Origin of the sequence: Bacillus sp. COPE52 (genome assembly GCF_003355115.1) — a bacterium.
GTDB classification, from domain to species: Bacteria; Bacillota; Bacilli; order Bacillales; family Bacillaceae_G; genus Bacillus_A; species Bacillus_A toyonensis.
This window is the reverse complement of sequence record NZ_CP031292.1, coordinates 124,233-141,735: the sequence shown is the minus strand read 5'-3', so window position 1 is coordinate 141,735 and position 17,503 is coordinate 124,233. Positions and strand designations below refer to the sequence as shown.

Below are 17,503 nucleotides of genomic sequence, written 5' to 3'. Positions count from 1 at the left end.
TGACACCAAAATAAGGTGATAGAAAGATTCTCAGAAAGAATAATAAGGATATTGTATATTCCGAAAGATTTCTACTTATTTCGACAAAAGTATTGACGAGAAAAAGTGTTATGAGTAAAATGAAAAAGCGAATTAAAAATTTTCAGAAAATTTAAAACTTGGAGGAGTGGACGATGAAGCAAATTTTTCAAAAGAAGCCTATTGCAAAGTTAATGCAAGAAAGTAAGCAAAAAACGTTAGCGAGAACATTGGGCGCACTGGATTTAACTATGCTTGGAATCGGAGCGATTGTTGGAACTGGTATTTTCGTTCTTACAGGCGTAGTGGCAGCAAAACATTCTGGACCAGCTATTATATTATCATTCGCGATAGCCGCATTAGCCTGTGCCTTTGCTGCATTTTGTTATGCTGAATTTGCTTCTTCAGTTCCTGTCTCGGGTAGCGTATATACATATACGTACGCGACGATGGGAGAAGTATTCGCGTTTTTAATTGGTTGGGATTTAATGCTTGAATATTTACTTGCTACATCTGCTGTAGCAAATGGATGGTCCGCTTATTTTCAGTCTTTACTAAAGGGATTTGGGATTCATATTCCGACCATTCTTTCTTCGGCCCCAGGCACAGGAAAAGGTGGAATAATTGATTTGCCTGCAGTCTTAATTATTTTAGTGATGACAGCTCTTTTATCTAGGGGTGTTCGAGAGAGTGCACGTGTAAATAATATTATGGTATTTATTAAAATAGCAGTTGTTCTTATTTTTATCTTTGCTGGTTTTAATTATGTGAAGCCTGAAAACTGGACGCCTTTTATGCCATTTGGTTTAGATGGTGTAATGGCTGGGGCTGCTACAGTATTCTTTGCATTTATAGGATTCGATGCAGTTTCAACAGCTGCGGAAGAAGTGAAACGTCCACAACGTGATTTACCAATCGGCATTATTGCATCGTTATTAATATGTACAGTTCTTTATATCGTTGTTTCACTTATTCTGACAGGAATTGTTCCATACGGACAGCTGAATATATCAGATCCAGTTGCTTTTGCACTTCAATTTATTGGACAAGATGGTTTAGCGGGGGTAATTTCAGTAGGGGCAATCACAGGGATTACAACTGTAATGCTAGTGATGATGTATGGGCAAGTTCGTGTTTCATATGCGATGAGCCGTGATGGGTTATTGCCGAAGCGTCTGGCTAAGGTTCACCCGAAATTTAAAACACCGTTTTTAAATACATGGACAACGGGTATTATTGCAGCATTGATTTCAGGATTAATAGATTTAAATGTATTGGCACACCTTGTAAACATGGGGACATTGTCAGCCTTTGCACTCGTAGCTGTTGCGGTTATTGTGATGAGAAAGACTCATCCGGATTTACCAAGAGCATTTAAGGCGCCACTCGTACCATTTTTACCGGCGTTAACAGTAATTTTCTGTTTATACTTAATGCTTCAATTATCAGGGACAGCGTGGATTAGTTTTGGAGTATGGATGGTTATCGGTATAGCGGTTTACTTCTTATATAGTCGAAAACATAGTGTTTTAAATAATAGTAAAAAAGAAGATGATGTAGCGAATTTATAAGTGGAAAAATCCATTCTAATTCTGTTAGAATGGATTTTTTGTTTGAAAATTTACATTTTTCTGAATCTATTATAAGATAATTGTTGGTCAACTAAAGGGGTGAAAATATGAAAAATACATGGCGTGAGCTAAGGGAAATGGATCGTAACGTATGGATTCGATTTATCGGTGAGACATTGAATGGAATTGCGATGATGATGTTAATGCCTTTTTTCGCATTATATTTAAAAGATAAGGTAGATTCTTTATTACAGGTTGGAGTTATTATGGCGCTTTCTCCAATTGCTGCAAGCTTTGGATCGCTTATAGGTGGAAGAATTGCTGATATATATGGAAGAAAGCCGATTATGATATTTTCAATGGCAAGTAATGCATTATTAATGCTCGGTTTTTTATTTATAGAAGGGTTTATTTCATATGCAATTTTATCTGTTTTTTTAGGATTAAGTAATTCTTTATTTCATCCAGCTGCATCAGCGATGGTTGCAGATGTGACCGCGCCAGAAAAAAGAACCGAAGCATATGGTTTATTGCGAATGGGACACAATATAGGTGCTGCAATCGGTCCAATAATGGGTGCATCAGTAGTGGTGTTGTCAAAGAATCTTGTGTTTATTATTGCTTCTTCTACGATGCTATTTTATGCATTACTTGTACTAATTCTTATCCAGGAGACAATGCCAAAAGCAGCAGATAAAAAAGAAGAGAATGCAGAGAAGGAATCAGGTGCAGTTTGGAAAGTTTTAATGAGAGATAAGGCGTTAATGATTTATTTGTTAGCAGGTATCATTATTTCTATGGGATTTTCCCAAACAGAAGGCATGTTACCACTTCACTTTGATAATGAAATGAAGGATATTTTTGGAGTTAACAATCCATACCCGTATTTAATGGCGCTAAATGGACTATTAGTTGTGTTGTTCCAGTTTCAAATTTCAAAATGGGCGACAGATAAACCTGTCGGAAAGACGATGTTATACGGGGCGTGTTTGTTTGGAATTGGTTTGTTTTTTATAGGGTGGTTACCGAAGTGGTTTGGAGAATTTAATACAAATGCTACAATTATTTTAGTGACGTTAATGTTCGTGTATGCCATATATACGTTAGGCGAGATGATTATGTCGCCTGTACAGATGACGTTTGTAGCGAATTTGGCCCCTGAGCATTTGAGAGGAACTTATATGGGAGCAGCGAGTTTGCAGTGGATTACGGGAAGTGCATTTGGTCCACTTCTTGGAGGTTTTTTATTAGATAGATTACTCGGACATTTCTTATTTACAATTTTAGGTGTAGGATGTTTAGTTGCAGGTATTGTATACGTTTCTTTAGATCGCCTCGTGGAACAAAGGCAAAAGGACACACTAACCAAACAATCTTCTTAATAAAATAGGTGACATACACAAAAAGGGGATTTCTACATATTTTAGGTACATAACTAGATTAGGTTGCCATTTCATTTTGTGTAGTTGTGAAGAAAATGAAATAGAAAAGTGTAGAAATCCAATAAGTGGTGTCATTTAATTATTTGTGGAAGTTACATTTTATTTCAAATAGGAACTACCTATTTTTATAAAAAGTGCTAAAATAGAAAAATGAAAACAATTGGTTAGGGTGATTTAATTGACGAAAATTAAATTAGGTTTATTATATGGTGGAAAATCAGCTGAGCATCAAGTTTCGTTACAGACGGCTCTTGCTGCTATTAAAGCGTTAAATCAAGATAAATTCGAGATTCATCCGATTTATATTACAGAGCAAGGTCAATGGGTACGCGGTGAGCGTATTGAAGGTGAAGTAACGGATGTTGAAGCTTTAAAAATGAGCGGTGCAGAAAATTCGATTTCTCCGTTATCATTAAGCACGGAAATTATTCCATCTGCAACTTCTGAGGAAGATGCTATCGACGTTATTTTTCCATTACTACATGGACCAAATGGTGAAGATGGAACGGTTCAAGGGTTATTAGAATTAATGAACATTCCTTATGTAGGAAATGGTGTTCTAGCATCATCTGCCGGTATGGATAAAGTTGTTATGAAAAATATCTTTGCAGAAGCTGGTTTGAAACAAGCGAAATATGCATCTTTCATTCGTAGTGCATGGGAAAAAAATCGCGAAGAAGCTTATGACAAAGTAGAAGAGAAGTTAGGGTATCCTTGCTTCGTAAAACCAGCAAACCTTGGTTCAAGTGTTGGTATTAATAAATGTAAAAATCGTGAAGAACTTGAGAGTGCATTTGAAGAGGCATTCCAATTCGACCGCAAAATTATTGTAGAAGAAAATATCGTAGGTCGTGAAGTAGAAGTTGGTGTACTAGGTAACGACGAACCGAAATGTTCAGTTGTAGGTGAAATCGTACCGAAAAAGGACTTTTATGATTATAAGTCGAAGTACATCGATGGTGATACAGCGTTAATTATTCCAGCTGAAATGACAGAAGAAGAGTCTAATGTAATTAAGCGAGATGCAATTGTTGCATTCCAATCTTTAGATGGTGCAGGCTTAACACGAGCTGATTTCTTCTTAACGAAAGACGGAGAAGTATATATTAACGAAGTAAACACAATGCCAGGATTTACGCCGTTTAGTATGTTCCCTCTATTATGGCAACATACTGGATTACCATATCCAGAATTAATCGAAGAGCTAATTCGTTTAGCGATTGAACGTCACGAAGAAAAACAAAAAATTAAATATACAATATAACAAAAAAGGAGGAGGCACTATTCGAAGGAATAGTGCTTCCTCTATGTAAGGAGTGTTTTCATGATTAATCGAACGTTAAAACAAGTAGAACAGATGATAAATGGTACGGGATTAGCAGAGCAGTATGAGGGAATTACTATACAGGGAGTGTCTATTGATACGAGAAAAATCGAAAAAGGAAATTTATATGTTCCGATTCAAGGTGAACGTTTCGATGGACATGCTTTTGTAGATAAAGCTGTTGAAAATGGAGCTGTTGCTACATTATGGATGAAAGATGTAGCAAATCCGCCTGAGAATCTTCCAGTTATTTTTGTAGAAGACACACTATTGGCATTACAAATGTTAGCGAAAAACTATCGCGATCAATTGGATGTTAAAGTTATTGGTGTGACAGGTAGTAACGGTAAAACATCTACGAAAGATATTGTAACAAGCCTTCTTGCGACTAAATTCAAAGTTCAAAAAACAGAAGGTAATTTCAATAACCATATCGGTTTACCTCTTACTATTTTAAACCTAGAAGAAAATACGGAAGTTGCTGTATTAGAAATGGGTATGTCAAGCCGAGGAGAAATTGAATTCTTATCTAAGTTAGCTCGTCCTAATGCAGCTATCATTACGAACATTGGTGAGGCGCATTTAATGGATTTAGGCTCTCGTGAGGCAATTGCAGAAGCGAAATTAGAAATTGTGGCAGGATTACAAGAAGGCGGAGTGTTCGTATATAACGGAGATGAGCCATTATTAACAAATCGTGTTCCTGAAATGAATTTAGCGACGGAAACAGTAACATTTGGTGATGCGAGAGCAAACGATTACTATCCAACGACTGTAACATTACAGGCAACTGGCACACATTTTAAAATGAATAGAGAAGAAAACATTTCATTCTATATACCAGTGTTAGGGAAACATAATGTGTATAATACACTTGCTTCCATGGCGATTGCGAAACATTTTGGTGTGACATGGGAAGAAATGAAACAAGGTTTAGTAACACTTCAAATGACAGGTATGCGCATGGAAATTGTAAAAAAGGATAGTGGGTTAACAATTATCAATGATGCTTACAATGCAAGTCCGACAGCTATGGAAGCAGCATTCCATTTAATGAATGGTTTAGATGGTTTTTCTCAAAAAATCGTCGTGCTTGGTGATATGTTAGAGCTTGGAGACCAAGAGGTTCAATTTCATTATGAAGTAGGTAAATTAATTGACCCAGCAAAAATCTCATATGTATTCACATATGGTAGATTAGGGGCTCAAATTGCTGAGGGAGCGGAAATTAATTTCCCTGGTGAACGTGTAAAGGCCTATCATAATAAAGAAGAGCTTGTAAAAGATTTACAGGCGGTAGTTGGTAATAACGATGTTGTATTAGTTAAAGCATCTCGTGGCATGAAATTAGAAGAAGTTATTACGATGTTGAAATAATTGGTGAATATAAATAGGGATGATAGTCACGAAAATAGAAGAAACTTATAATAAGCGCTTACAGAGGATGTTAAAAAATAAAAGTGAAGAAAAAAAGTCCTGAATATGAAAATAAGGTAACAGTTGGGTTTGCTTTTTGCACATACAAAACTTATAATTGATAAAGTGTAATAACGTTTAAAAGTATTTTCGTGTAGAAATACGCCCGTTTATATACGTGAGCATTCAGGAAAAGGGCTTTTCCGCCAATTCGGAAAATGCCTTTTTTTAAATGATAAGTATAGGATAGAAAAGGAGAAGTAACATTGACAACATTTCGAGAATTAGGATTAAGTGAATCTTTATTGCAATCTGTTGAAAGTATGGGCTTTGAAGAGGCTACGCCGATTCAAGCTGAAACAATCCCACATGCATTGCAAGGTAAAGATATTATTGGGCAAGCGCAGACAGGTACAGGGAAAACAGCAGCATTTGGATTACCGCTATTAGATAAAGTAGATACTCGTAAAGAAGCAGTTCAAGGTATTGTTATCGCGCCAACGCGTGAATTAGCAATTCAAGTTGGAGAAGAGCTATACAAAATTGGTAAACATAAACGCGTTCGTATTTTACCAATTTATGGTGGTCAAGATATTAACCGCCAAATTCGTGCTCTAAAAAAACACCCACACATTATTGTTGGTACGCCGGGTCGTATTTTAGATCATATTAACCGTAAAACACTTCGCCTACAAAACGTTGAGACTGTTGTTCTTGATGAAGCGGATGAAATGTTAAACATGGGCTTCATTGAAGATATTGAAGCAATTTTAACAGATGTGCCAGAAACACATCAAACATTATTATTCTCAGCGACAATGCCAGATCCAATCCGTCGTATTGCTGAGCGTTTCATGACTGAGCCTCAACACATTAAAGTAAAAGCAAAAGAAGTAACAATGCCAAACATTCAGCAGTTCTATTTAGAAGTGCAAGAAAAGAAAAAGTTTGACGTATTAACGCGCTTACTAGATATTCAATCTCCAGAGCTTGCGATCGTATTCGGTCGTACAAAGCGTCGTGTTGATGAATTATCAGAAGCATTAAACTTACGTGGTTATGCAGCAGAAGGTATTCATGGTGACTTAACACAAGCGAAACGTATGTCTGTATTACGTAAATTTAAAGAAGGTGCTATTGAAGTTCTTGTTGCAACAGATGTTGCTGCGCGTGGTCTTGATATTTCAGGCGTAACACACGTATACAACTTCGATATCCCACAAGATCCAGAATCATACGTTCACCGTATCGGTCGTACTGGCCGTGCAGGTAAAAAAGGTATTGCAATGTTATTTGTAACACCACGTGAATCAGGACAATTAAAAAATATCGAGCGTACAACAAAACGTAAGGTTGACCGTATGGAAGCACCGACACTTGACGAGGCACTAGAAGGTCAACAACGTTTAATCGCTGAAAAACTTCAAAGCACAATTGAAAATGATAACTTATCATACTACAAGCGTATTGCAGAAGAAATGTTAGAAGAGAACGACTCTGTAACAGTAGTAGCTGCTGCTTTAAAAATGATGACAAAAGAGCCAGATACAACACCAATCGCTTTAACATCAGAACCACCAGTTGTTTCAAGAGGTGGCGGTTCTAAAAAACGCGGTGGTAACGGAGGCGGATACCGTGATGGTAACCGTAATCGTAGTCGTGATGGACGCAGTGGCGATGGTCGTAACCGTGACCGTAACCGTGATGGACGCAGTGGCGATGGTCGTAACCGTGATCGCAATCGTGATGGTGGCCGTGATGGTAACCGTGGTCGTAGAGGTGAAGGTCAAGGTCGCCCTGGATCTTCTTCAAATGGACGCGGCGAAAGAAAACATCATAGCCGTCCACAAGCTTAATAAAAAAAGAGAATGCCCTTTGTTGGCATTCTCTTTTTTTATTTCTAAAATTGTACATACTACATAATAACTCATGTAGAAAAGAGGTGCGATATGCTTGTAAGGCTTGGGTATGTTGCGATGAGTGTGCATTTGAAGAACGCATCTCCATCTCAAACGATGACATATGCACAGTTTCAACGGATTGATGATCGAGAGGCTGCGATTCGTAAACTTGAAAGAATCGCTAATTCGAATTTGGAAAATTGCTTGCGGTTATTAAAGCATAATAAGGGGCATGATATATCTTTCTTTCGACTTAGTTCTAAGCTTATTCCTTTAGCGAATCATGAGGAGTTGTTAGAGTGGAACTATATTCGTCCATTAAAAGAAAGTTTAAAAGTGCTAGGTGAATACGCAATTCGTATGAATATGCGTATTGATTTCCATCCGGATCACTTTGTTGTACTAAATTCACCGGAGGAAAGTATTTTTAAACAGTCAGTAAAAACTTTGCAGATGCACAAAAAAATATTAAAAGGTATGGGGATTGAACATAAGCAACGATGTGTATTACATGTTGGAGGAGGTTATAAAGATAAAGAGCTCGCATTAGAACGCTTTATAGAAAATTGGTCTAACGTTCCAAGGGGTATTCAAGAAATGATCATGTTAGAAAATGATGATACAACCTTCACGCTAGCGGAAACATTGTATTTAGGAGAAAAATTAGACATTCCGGTCGTGTTTGATTTGCATCATCATACGATGAACAATGAACGAGAAGATTGGCATGAAGATTGGGCGCGTGTTGTTCATACGTGGGAAACATCTTTGTTACCAGTTAAAATGCATATCTCCAGTCCTAGAGATGAGAAAGACCCGAGGGCACACGCTGATTTTATTGATGTTGATGCATTCTTATCTTTTTTAAGAAGGATTAAGGGAAGTGTTGGGCAAATTGATTGTATGATTGAGGCGAAGAAGAAGGATGAGTCTTTATTTCAACTCATGAGAGACTTAAGTAAACAAATAGATGTGGAAATTATCGATGGTGCGAGCTTTTACATTAAATAAGCTCAGCACCATCGAATTTTTTTGTTAAAAAAGGAGTTAAAATACCACCGGTTATTAATCCTGCTAAATGGCTTATAGGATTGGCGAAAGGATTAAAGAAAGTAAATAATAGTAATATAAGTATCATGATTGAGAAAATAGCAATTTCTTTTGAGTGTGAAGGGCGGTATCGATTGTACAATAAAAATAGTTGGGCGCCTAGTAACCCGAAAATACCACCAGATGCTCCTGCATGAATGTATTCAGGAGGCATAATGATATAAGAAGCGATATTTCCGGAAATACCGGGAAGGAAAAATAGAATGATAAAAGAAATGTGTCCGAGTTGTTTTTCGATAGAAGAGCCAAGAATAAATAAGCAAATACTATTAGAAAGAAAATGTTGTAAGTCCACGTGTACGAGCAGAGAAGTTATGACACGCCACCATTCTCCTTTAGTGATATATTCATTGTTAGCTGCCATTGGAAAGAGAAAGAAGTCGTCTAACATCATCATGACTAGTTGAATAAGAAGTAAAGAGAGGATGATTGGATTTAAGGAAATGCGAGTGGGTCGTATTAGCATGTTGGTAGTATCACTCCTTTTGCATCAGAATGATTCTCTGTTATTCTTACAATATGAAAGAAGAAAGTTAAATAGAAGAAGGGGATTTCGAAATGATTATAGGGATTGGAATAGATATTATTGAATTAAATCGAATTGAAAAAATGCTAGATGGAAAGCTTAAATTTATGGAACGTATTTTAACTGAAAGTGAACGTAATGTTGCTATGGAACTGAAAGGGAGTCGCCTTATAGAGTTTGTAGCGGGAAGATTTGCAGCGAAAGAGGCGTATTCAAAAGCGGTAGGCACTGGTATCGGGAAAGAAGTGAGTTTTTTAGATATTGAAGTGAAAAATGATGATAGAGGTAAGCCGCTTCTTATTGCAAATACAGAGCATATTGTTCATTTATCAATTAGTCATAGTAAGGAATTTGCTGTTGCACAAGTTGTTTTAGAAAGCTCGTCACGCTAGTCTGCATATTTCATATCCTTGTCTCATATATTTGAGGTAGCGATAAGGAAGGTACACCTTCCATTCATTTATAGGGGCAAAGGGGCTGAAGTGATGAAAAGGCGTCTGTTTTTAGTTCTTGTCGGTTTATTGACCGTTTTTGTGTTGGCGGGCTGTATGGAAAAGAAACAAGATGATGTCGTGAGAGATTTAGAAGCGAAAGTGAAAGGGATGAAAAGTTATCAAGCTGAAGCGAAATTAACTATTAAAACAGGGAATGAGCCTCAGGAGTATAACGTGGAAATTTGGCATAAAGAACCTTCTTTTTATCGTGTGAATTTACAGAATGCAAAAAAAGATCAGAGCCAAATTATTTTAAGAAATGAAGAAGGGGTATTTGTATTAACGCCAGCGCTTAATAAGAGTTTCCGTTTTCAAAGTGATTGGCCGCAAAATAGTAGCCAGGCCTATTTATATGAATCACTTGTAAGAGATATTTTGCAGGATAAGAAAAACCTTACTTTCGAGAAAACAGATAAATATTATATTTTCAAAACAAAAACAAACTATCAACATCAAAATATGTTACCGAAACAAGAGATTGCATTGAAGAAAAGCGATTTAACACCAGTTTCGGTGAAATTAATGGATAATGATCAAAATGTTCTTGTGAAAGTAGATTTCTCTAAAGTGAAATTCGATGCGAAATTTGATAAAGGTGCATTTGATACGAAACAAAATATGTCTAGAGCGCAAGTAGATGTTCAAACAACAGCGAAAGAAGACAAACCATTTGCTATTTTGTATCCGCGTGATACGCCGCAAGGCATGACTCTGAAAGACGAAAAAGAGTTGAAGACAGACGGTGGCAAGCGTGCGATACTCACATACACTGGAAATAAGAAATCCTTTACCTTAATACAAGAAAAGGCAAAAGTTGCAGAGGCTTCGTCAGCGGTAAGTGTAAGTGGAGAGCCGGTTGATCTTGGGTTTACGATTGGTGCATTGACGAAAGAATCTGTAACGTGGTCACATAACGGAGTAGAATATATGCTCGTGTCTAAAGGTTTAGAGCCGAATGAGTTGTTAATGGTAGCTCGTTCAGTTACAGCGAAGCAGGTGAAGTAAACTTCTTAGACGTGGTGATATATGTGCACCACGTCTTTTCTTAGTTTGAAGGTGGATTTCATAAAAGAAGCATATAAAAGAATAAGCTTCGCATATCGTGTATAAGGAAGTGTATTTATGGAAGAAGCGTCATTTTACCGTGATACTTGGGTGGAAGTGGATTTAGATGCGATTTATAACAATATTACGCATATTAAAGAGTTCATTCCGATTAATGTTGAGATTTTTGCTGTAGTTAAAGCGAATGCATATGGGCACGATTATGTACCGGTGGCTAAAACGGCATTAGAAGCAGGTGCAACAAGATTAGCAGTTGCTTTTTTAGATGAAGCCTTAGTTCTTAGAAGGGCTGGTATTACCGTACCAATTTTAGTGCTAGGTCCTTCCCCGCCTCGAGATATAAATGTAGCTGCTGAAAATGATGTAGCATTAACTGTTTTTCAAAAAGAATGGGTGGAAGAAGCCATCAAACTATGGGATGGTTCATCTATAATGAAATTCCATATTAATTTTGATAGTGGTATGGGGAGAATTGGAATACGCGAACGCAAAGAATTAAAAGAATTCTTAAAGAGTTTAGAAGGTGCACCATTTTTAGAGTTAGAAGGGGTATATACGCATTTTGCAACAGCAGATGAGGTTGAGACTTCGTATTTTGATAAGCAATATAACACGTTCTTGCAGCAGTTAAGTTGGTTGAAGGAATTCGGAGTGGATCCTAAATTTGTCCATACAGCTAATAGTGCTGCAACTTTACGTTTTCAAGGAATTACATTTAATGCAGTACGAATTGGTATTGCGATGTATGGATTATCCCCATCTGTAGAAATACGTCCTTTTTTACCATTTAAATTAGAACCGGCGTTATCGTTGCATACGAAAGTTGCTCATATTAAACAGGTGATTAAAGGGGATGGAATTAGTTATAACGTCACTTACCGAACAAAAACTGAAGAATGGATTGCAACTGTTGCGATTGGATATGCAGATGGCTGGCTTAGAAGATTACAAGGATTTGAAGTGCTTGTGGATGGTAAAAGAGTACCGATTGTAGGGAGAGTAACAATGGATCAATTCATGATTCATCTTCCTTGTGAAGTCCCGCTTGGTACGAAAGTTACACTCATTGGACGACAAGGTGATGAATATATTAGCGCTACAGAGGTTGCTGAATATTCCGGGACTATTAATTATGAAATTATTGCAACGATTAGTTTCCGTGTGCCGAGAATATTTATACGACATGGTAAAGTTGTAGAAATCATCAATTATTTGAATAATATATAGAAGATCATCTAATTTGCTTCTTGTCATTTAAGTGAGCTTTTTATTGATGGAGAATATGCTCTTTTTTGATGAGAAGCTTTTACTTATAATCACTTTTAATATAAGTTTTGCAGAGGAATTCTTTTGTTCCTTGTTTAAAATAAGATGAAAAATAATAGAAGATGAATGTTTTTCCTGTGAATTGGAAAACATAAGCAAGGAATAAGGAAGTCTTTGCAACAGGCTCCATACAATGGTATTATTACAATAGGTGTCATATATATATTTGGGTGTGTAGTTGACGGTGGAGGTGTATTTTTGTGTCCGAATCAAGTGTAACTACTGAAATCGTGGTTCGGTTGCCAAAGCAAATGGTAACGGAATTGGACGGAATTGGAAAACAAGAGAATAAGAATCGCCATGAACTAATTTGCCAGGCAACACAACTGTTATTGCGTCAACATAAGACGAAGAAACGCTACCAACATGAATCAATGCGACGTGGGTACATTGAAATGGGAAAAATTAATCTTGGTATTGCATCTGAAGCTTTCTTAGCAGAGTATGAAGCAGCTCATACGGTAGAACGCTTAGTTAGCGGGGGGTAATATTTTGATTGTAAAACGCGGCGACGTGTATTTTGCAGACCTTTCCCCAGTTGTTGGTTCTGAGCAAGGAGGCGTTCGTCCGGTTCTTGTCATTCAAAATGACATCGGAAATCGTTTTAGTCCAACGGTGATTGTAGCGGCTATTACTGCACAGATTCAAAAAGCGAAATTACCCACTCATGTGGAAATTGATGCGAAAAAGTATGGATTTGAGAGAGATTCTGTTATTTTACTTGAGCAGATTCGAACAATCGATAAGCAACGCTTAACGGACAAAATCACTCATTTGGATGAAGTGATGATGATTCGTGTAGATGAAGCGTTACAAATTAGTTTAGGACTAATAGATTTTTAAATCGGCAGTTTAAGTTGCTCTCTTTGAAGGGCAACTTTTTTTTATTATAGAGGAGGTTACGGTTGTATATGGAAATGGTAGATAATCGACAAGCGTTAATGAAAATGTTAGTGAAAGAATTAGGCTTTACCGAAAAGCAAGTTCGTCATGTTATTCAATTAACAGAAGAAGGTAACACAGTTCCATTTATTGCTCGTTACCGAAAAGAATGGACAGGCTCTTTAGATGAGGTGCAAATTCGTGCAATCTTAGAGAGATGGCAATATATGATGCAGCTTGAAGATCGGAAAGAAGAGGTTCTTCGTCTTATTGGTGAAAAGGGTAAGCTAACCGAAGAGTTGCGCCGTCATATTGTTGCCGCAACGAAACTACAGGAAGTAGAAGATTTATATCGTCCTTATAAAGAGAAAAGAAGAACGAAAGCGACGATTGCAAAAGAAAAAGGATTAGAACCGCTAGCTGAATGGTTATTGTTATATAAAAAAGAAGATCCGGCTAAAAAGGCTATGGAATTTGTTAATGCAGAAAAAGAAGTGGAATCTGCAGAAGAGGCGTTGCAAGGTGCGCAAGACATTATTGCAGAAATCGTTTCAGATGAAGCTGCGTATCGTAGTTGGATTCGGAATGTTACTTTTAGAAAAGGTGTTATGTCTTCGGTTGTAAAAGACGAAGAAAAAGATGAAAAGAATATATATGAAATGTATTACAGTTATGAAGAACCGTTGCAGAAAGTAGTACCGCATCGTGTATTAGCGATGAATCGCGGTGAGAAAGAAGATATATTGAGAGTTTCTGTTGTTCCGCCAGTAGATGAGATAATAACTTTCTTATATAAGAAAGTAATCCGTGATAACGATTCAAAAAGTGCGCATTATGTACAATTAGCGATTGAGGATGGTTATAAACGATTAATTCAATCTTCGATTGAAAGAGAAATTCGAAAAGAATTAACAGAAACAGCTGAAGAACAAGCGATACATATTTTCTCTGAGAACTTACGTAATTTATTATTACAACCTCCAATGAAAGGGAAGGTTGTGCTAGCCGTAGACCCTGCATATAGAACTGGTTGTAAATTAGCTGTAGTAGATGATACGGGGAAAGTTCTATATATCGATGTTATTTATCCGCATCCACCTGTTCGTAAATATGATGATGCAAAAAAGAAAGTTCTTTCTATTATAGATAAATATCAAGTTGAAATGATTGCAATTGGGAACGGCACAGCTTCTAGAGAAACGGAAGAGTTTATAGTAGATGTATTACAAAGTGTGAAACAGGATGTTTTTTATATTATTGTAAATGAAGCAGGGGCAAGTGTGTATTCGGCTTCCGATTTAGCTCGTGAGGAATTCCCTGATTTCCAAGTTGAAGAAAGAAGCGCGGTTTCAATTGGAAGACGCCTGCAAGATCCACTTGCTGAGCTCGTGAAAATTGACCCTAAATCGGTAGGGGTGGGGCAATATCAACATGATGTAACTCAAAAGAGATTAAATGAATCGTTAACATTTGTGGTAGAGACAGCGGTTAACCAAGTTGGTGTGAATGTAAATACAGCTTCAGTTGCATTGTTACAATATGTTTCGGGGTTATCAAAAACAGTTGCGAAAAATATTGTAGCTAAGCGTGAGGAAGATGGGAAATTTACGAAGCGTACTGAATTAAAGAAAATCCCTCGTTTAGGTGCGAAAACATATGAACAGTGTATTGGGTTTTTACGTATATTAGAAGGCGCGAATCCGTTAGATCGTACAGGGATCCATCCAGAACAATATAAAAATGTCGAATTGCTACTAAAGAGTCTAGGGTTATCGAAGAATGATGTAGGGAAACCGAACTTGCAGGAGAGTTTAGAGGGAGTGGATGTTTCTAAATTATCTCAAGAGACGGAGATCGGTGAGCCGACATTGGTTGATATTATTGATGCCTTAATTAGTCCAGAGCGAGACATGAGGGATGAATTGCCAAAACCACTTCTGAAAAAAGGGATTTTGAAATTAGAAGATTTACAGCGTGGTATGGAACTGGAAGGGACAGTTCGTAACGTTGTTGATTTTGGTGCTTTTGTTGACATTGGTGTAAAACAAGATGGTTTAGTGCATATTTCTAAATTAAGCAAACAGTTTGTAAAGCATCCATTAGATGTTGTATCTGTAGGGCAAATCGTAAAAGTATGGGTAGATGATATTGATACAAAAAAAGGTCGTGTTGCATTATCTATGTTACCGATTGAATAGTAAGAAAAGAGAGCAGATAAAACTGCTCTTTTTTTTATGGAGTAGAAAGTGTAATGGATTATGAGCTTTGATGTATTTTGCTATAATAAAACCAGCATTCATTTAGCAATTTAATTTGATACCGGTTTTTTTCAAAATATGCACGTTGCATTTGTTTTTTTAGCCATGTAGGCATAGGAATCCCTCCTTGTATAATCCTACTCTCAAAAATTTACCTTTGTAGTTAAGGTACTATTGACGAGAGGTTGGTGAGTGGATTTCTATTAATGTCGTATTTTTAGAAACCACGCTTCTTGAATGAGGATGGGTATATGTACTATTTAATATATGTATAGGAAGGGAGAAAAGTGTAAAAATATTTTTTTGTTTAGGGGGAATGAGAATGGATGAGAAAGAAATTCAGCAGCTAGTGGAAGAAGTATCCCTACGATACTTCGGGATGCCATTCTTACATAAAGCGATGTTTAATAATAGATTACGTACAACTGGTGGACGTTATCTATTGAAGAGTCACAATATCGAACTGAATTATCGATATTATGAAATGTATGGTAAAGAAGAATTAGTCGGGATTATTAAACATGAACTTTGTCATTATCACTTGCATATTACAGGGAGAGGATATAAGCATCGGGATAGGGATTTTCGTGAACTATTAAAAAAGGTAGGTGCACCACGTTTTTGTAAGCGAATAATTAATGAAGAGAAGGAAAAGAAGGTTTATATGTATGAATGTATGGAGTGTTCGCTTCAATATGTAAGAAGACGTCAAATAAATACAAAAAGATATGTCTGTGGAAATTGTAAGGGAAAACTAAAACCAGTAGCGAAAACATCTTGACAGTGAAAACGCAATCCAGTATATTATAAACATGTCACGTTTGTGCAAGATATTGTTAAAAAACATCTTGACTTACGATGAGAAGTTTTATAAGATACAAATTGTCTTCATTATTCCGCAGTAGCTCAGTGGTAGAGCTATCGGCTGTTAACCGATCGGTCGTAGGTTCGAGTCCTACCTGCGGAGCCATACAGAGAAGTACCCAAGTGGCTCAAGGGGCTCCCCTGCTAAGGGAGTAGATCGCTAACGCGGTGCGAGGGTTCGAATCCCTTCTTCTCTGCCATACATATTGGCCCGTTGGTCAAGTGGTTAAGACACCGCCCTTTCACGGCGGTAACACGGGTTCGAATCCCGTACGGGTCACCACTTTGGAGGATTAGCTCAGCTGGGAGAGCACCTGCCTTACAAGCAGGGGGTCGGCGGTTCGATCCCGTCATCCTCCACCATATAAATTTATATGAATAGTATTATCGCGGGGTGGAGCAGCACGGTAGCTCGTCGGGCTCATAACCCGAAGGTCGCAGGTTCAAATCCTGTCCCCGCAACCAAATGGTCCCGTGGTGTAGTGGTTAACATGCCTGCCTGTCACGCAGGAGATCGCCGGTTCGACCCCGGTCGGGACCGCCATTTTAACTTCTGCTACATAGTAGTTGTTTTTTATTGGACATTATGGTAAAATAACATTTGTCTTTAAAAAGAAGATAACTATTTCATTGGGCTATAGCCAAGCGGTAAGGCAACGGACTTTGACTCCGTCATGCGCTGGTTCGAATCCAGCTAGCCCAGCCATTTACGAGCCATTAGCTCAGTTGGTAGAGCATCTGACTTTTAATCAGAGGGTCGAAGGTTCGAATCCTTCATGGCTCACTTTTGTTTTTTCCGCGCGGTCGTGGCGGAACGGCAGACGCGCTAGGTTGAGGGCCTAGTGGGGGAAACCCCGTGGAGGTTCAAGTCCTCTCGGCCGCATCGAAAAAAATCTTAAAAAAGTACTTGCGTTTGAAAATGTAGTATGATAAGATAATTGAGTCGCCAAAAGACAACGACGAAAAAACATCATGAATAAGCGCCCGTAGCTCAATTGGATAGAGCGTTTGACTACGGATCAAGAGGTTAGGGGTTCGACTCCTCTCGGGCGCGCCAATTACGGGAAGTGGCTCAGCTTGGTAGAGCACCTGGTTTGGGACCAGGGGGTCGCAGGTTCAAATCCTGTCTTCCCGACCACGCGGGTGTAGTTTAGTGGTAAAACAAGAGCCTTCCAAGCTCTGGTCGAGAGTTCGATTCTCTTCACCCGCTTTTAGTTCTTTGAAAACTGAACGAAACAAACAACGTGAAACGTCAATTTTTATTTTTAGATGCTAGACAAACTAACTTTATTGGAGAGTTTGATCC

At 37.7% G+C, this 17,503-nt stretch carries 15 protein-coding genes and 12 tRNA genes; 25 read left to right on the top strand and 2 right to left on the bottom strand.

Going from position 1 to position 17,503, the window contains the following annotated elements:
• Nucleotides 1-173 precede the first annotated feature (173 nt).
• From DPQ31_RS00875 to uvsE, 6 genes are all read left to right on the top strand, one after another.
• Nucleotides 174-1,589 carry a branched-chain amino acid transporter BcaP gene (locus tag DPQ31_RS00875; protein WP_000809353.1) on the top strand — a complete coding sequence of 472 codons (1,416 nt, stop codon included), beginning with the start codon at nucleotides 174-176 and terminating at the stop codon, nucleotides 1,587-1,589.
• A 107-nt stretch (nucleotides 1,590-1,696) separates the two neighbouring features.
• Complete coding sequence (locus DPQ31_RS00870) at nucleotides 1,697-2,971, top strand: MDR family MFS transporter (RefSeq protein ID WP_000799751.1); 1,275 nt, start codon at nucleotides 1,697-1,699, stop codon at nucleotides 2,969-2,971.
• A gap of 238 nt (nucleotides 2,972-3,209) precedes the next feature.
• Complete coding sequence (locus tag DPQ31_RS00865; protein ID WP_000161430.1) at nucleotides 3,210-4,295, top strand: D-alanine--D-alanine ligase; 1,086 nt, start codon at nucleotides 3,210-3,212, stop codon at nucleotides 4,293-4,295.
• A gap of 60 nt (nucleotides 4,296-4,355) precedes the next feature.
• Nucleotides 4,356-5,732: a UDP-N-acetylmuramoyl-tripeptide--D-alanyl-D-alanine ligase gene (gene murF / locus DPQ31_RS00860; RefSeq protein ID WP_000610668.1), complete on the top strand. Its 1,377-nt coding sequence runs from the start codon at nucleotides 4,356-4,358 to the stop codon at nucleotides 5,730-5,732.
• Nucleotides 5,733-6,037: 305 nt separating this feature from the next.
• On the top strand, nucleotides 6,038-7,627 hold the full coding sequence (locus DPQ31_RS00855; protein ID WP_000206605.1) for a degradosome RNA helicase CshA: 1,590 nt from the start codon (nucleotides 6,038-6,040) through the stop codon (nucleotides 7,625-7,627).
• A 93-nt stretch (nucleotides 7,628-7,720) separates the two neighbouring features.
• Nucleotides 7,721-8,683: a UV DNA damage repair endonuclease UvsE gene (uvsE, locus tag DPQ31_RS00850; protein WP_000961173.1), complete on the top strand. Its 963-nt coding sequence runs from the start codon at nucleotides 7,721-7,723 to the stop codon at nucleotides 8,681-8,683.
• Here the strand turns inward: uvsE and DPQ31_RS00845 are convergent.
• Complete coding sequence (locus DPQ31_RS00845) at nucleotides 8,676-9,248, bottom strand: rhomboid family intramembrane serine protease (protein ID WP_000908504.1); 573 nt, start codon at nucleotides 9,246-9,248, stop codon at nucleotides 8,676-8,678. The genes uvsE and DPQ31_RS00845 overlap by 8 nt on opposite strands.
• A 92-nt stretch (nucleotides 9,249-9,340) precedes the next feature.
• On the opposite strand from DPQ31_RS00845, the gene acpS reads away from it, so the two are divergent.
• From acpS to DPQ31_RS00815, 6 genes are all read left to right on the top strand, one after another.
• Entirely contained in the window at nucleotides 9,341-9,700 is a 360-nt protein-coding gene (acpS, locus tag DPQ31_RS00840) for a holo-ACP synthase (protein ID WP_000583421.1), read from the top strand.
• 156 nt (nucleotides 9,701-9,856) lie between these two features.
• Complete coding sequence (locus DPQ31_RS00835) at nucleotides 9,857-10,807, top strand: LolA family protein (protein ID WP_141555945.1); 951 nt, start codon at nucleotides 9,857-9,859, stop codon at nucleotides 10,805-10,807.
• A gap of 117 nt (nucleotides 10,808-10,924) precedes the next feature.
• On the top strand, nucleotides 10,925-12,094 hold the full coding sequence (gene alr / locus DPQ31_RS00830) for an alanine racemase (RefSeq protein ID WP_098227106.1): 1,170 nt from the start codon (nucleotides 10,925-10,927) through the stop codon (nucleotides 12,092-12,094).
• Between the two features lie 299 nt (nucleotides 12,095-12,393).
• The gene (locus DPQ31_RS00825; protein ID WP_000004570.1) at nucleotides 12,394-12,681 is read left to right on the top strand and encodes an antitoxin EndoAI; all 288 of its coding nucleotides are present in this window, start codon (nucleotides 12,394-12,396) and stop codon (nucleotides 12,679-12,681) included.
• Between the two features lie 4 nt (nucleotides 12,682-12,685).
• On the top strand, nucleotides 12,686-13,036 hold the full coding sequence (gene ndoA, locus DPQ31_RS00820) for a type II toxin-antitoxin system endoribonuclease NdoA (RefSeq protein WP_000635963.1): 351 nt from the start codon (nucleotides 12,686-12,688) through the stop codon (nucleotides 13,034-13,036).
• A 68-nt stretch (nucleotides 13,037-13,104) separates the two neighbouring features.
• A complete protein-coding gene (locus DPQ31_RS00815; RefSeq protein WP_000426215.1) occupies nucleotides 13,105-15,273 on the top strand; it encodes a Tex family protein in 2,169 nt (722 codons plus the stop codon).
• A 58-nt stretch (nucleotides 15,274-15,331) separates the two neighbouring features.
• On the opposite strand, the gene cmpA is transcribed toward DPQ31_RS00815, so the two are convergent.
• A complete protein-coding gene (gene cmpA, locus DPQ31_RS00810) occupies nucleotides 15,332-15,448 on the bottom strand; it encodes a cortex morphogenetic protein CmpA (RefSeq protein WP_001143642.1) in 117 nt (38 codons plus the stop codon).
• A gap of 207 nt (nucleotides 15,449-15,655) precedes the next feature.
• On the opposite strand from cmpA, the gene DPQ31_RS00805 reads away from it, so the two are divergent.
• The 13 genes from DPQ31_RS00805 to DPQ31_RS00745 all read left to right on the top strand — a co-directional run bounded on the left by DPQ31_RS00805 (nucleotide 15,656) and on the right by DPQ31_RS00745 (nucleotide 17,407).
• Nucleotides 15,656-16,114: a SprT family protein gene (locus tag DPQ31_RS00805; protein ID WP_000343549.1), complete on the top strand. Its 459-nt coding sequence runs from the start codon at nucleotides 15,656-15,658 to the stop codon at nucleotides 16,112-16,114.
• Between the two features lie 114 nt (nucleotides 16,115-16,228).
• Nucleotides 16,229-16,303 (top strand) — tRNA-Asn (locus DPQ31_RS00800).
• Between the two features lie 3 nt (nucleotides 16,304-16,306).
• Nucleotides 16,307-16,397: transfer RNA gene (locus DPQ31_RS00795), tRNA-Ser, on the top strand.
• A gap of 8 nt (nucleotides 16,398-16,405) precedes the next feature.
• Nucleotides 16,406-16,480, top strand: a tRNA-Glu gene (locus DPQ31_RS00790).
• 4 nt (nucleotides 16,481-16,484) lie between these two features.
• Nucleotides 16,485-16,560, top strand: a tRNA-Val gene (locus tag DPQ31_RS00785).
• Between the two features lie 25 nt (nucleotides 16,561-16,585).
• Nucleotides 16,586-16,662, top strand: a tRNA-Met gene (locus tag DPQ31_RS00780).
• A gap of 3 nt (nucleotides 16,663-16,665) precedes the next feature.
• Nucleotides 16,666-16,741 (top strand) — tRNA-Asp (locus DPQ31_RS00775).
• Nucleotides 16,742-16,828: 87 nt separating this feature from the next.
• A tRNA-Gln gene (locus tag DPQ31_RS00770) sits at nucleotides 16,829-16,903 on the top strand.
• 5 nt (nucleotides 16,904-16,908) lie between these two features.
• Nucleotides 16,909-16,981: transfer RNA gene (locus tag DPQ31_RS00765), tRNA-Lys, on the top strand.
• A gap of 16 nt (nucleotides 16,982-16,997) precedes the next feature.
• A tRNA-Leu gene (locus DPQ31_RS00760) sits at nucleotides 16,998-17,080 on the top strand.
• A 97-nt stretch (nucleotides 17,081-17,177) separates the two neighbouring features.
• Nucleotides 17,178-17,254, top strand: a tRNA-Arg gene (locus DPQ31_RS00755).
• 4 nt (nucleotides 17,255-17,258) lie between these two features.
• Nucleotides 17,259-17,335: transfer RNA gene (locus DPQ31_RS00750), tRNA-Pro, on the top strand.
• A 1-nt stretch (nucleotide 17,336) separates the two neighbouring features.
• A tRNA-Gly gene (locus tag DPQ31_RS00745) sits at nucleotides 17,337-17,407 on the top strand.
• The last annotated feature ends 96 nt before the right edge of the window (nucleotides 17,408-17,503 follow it).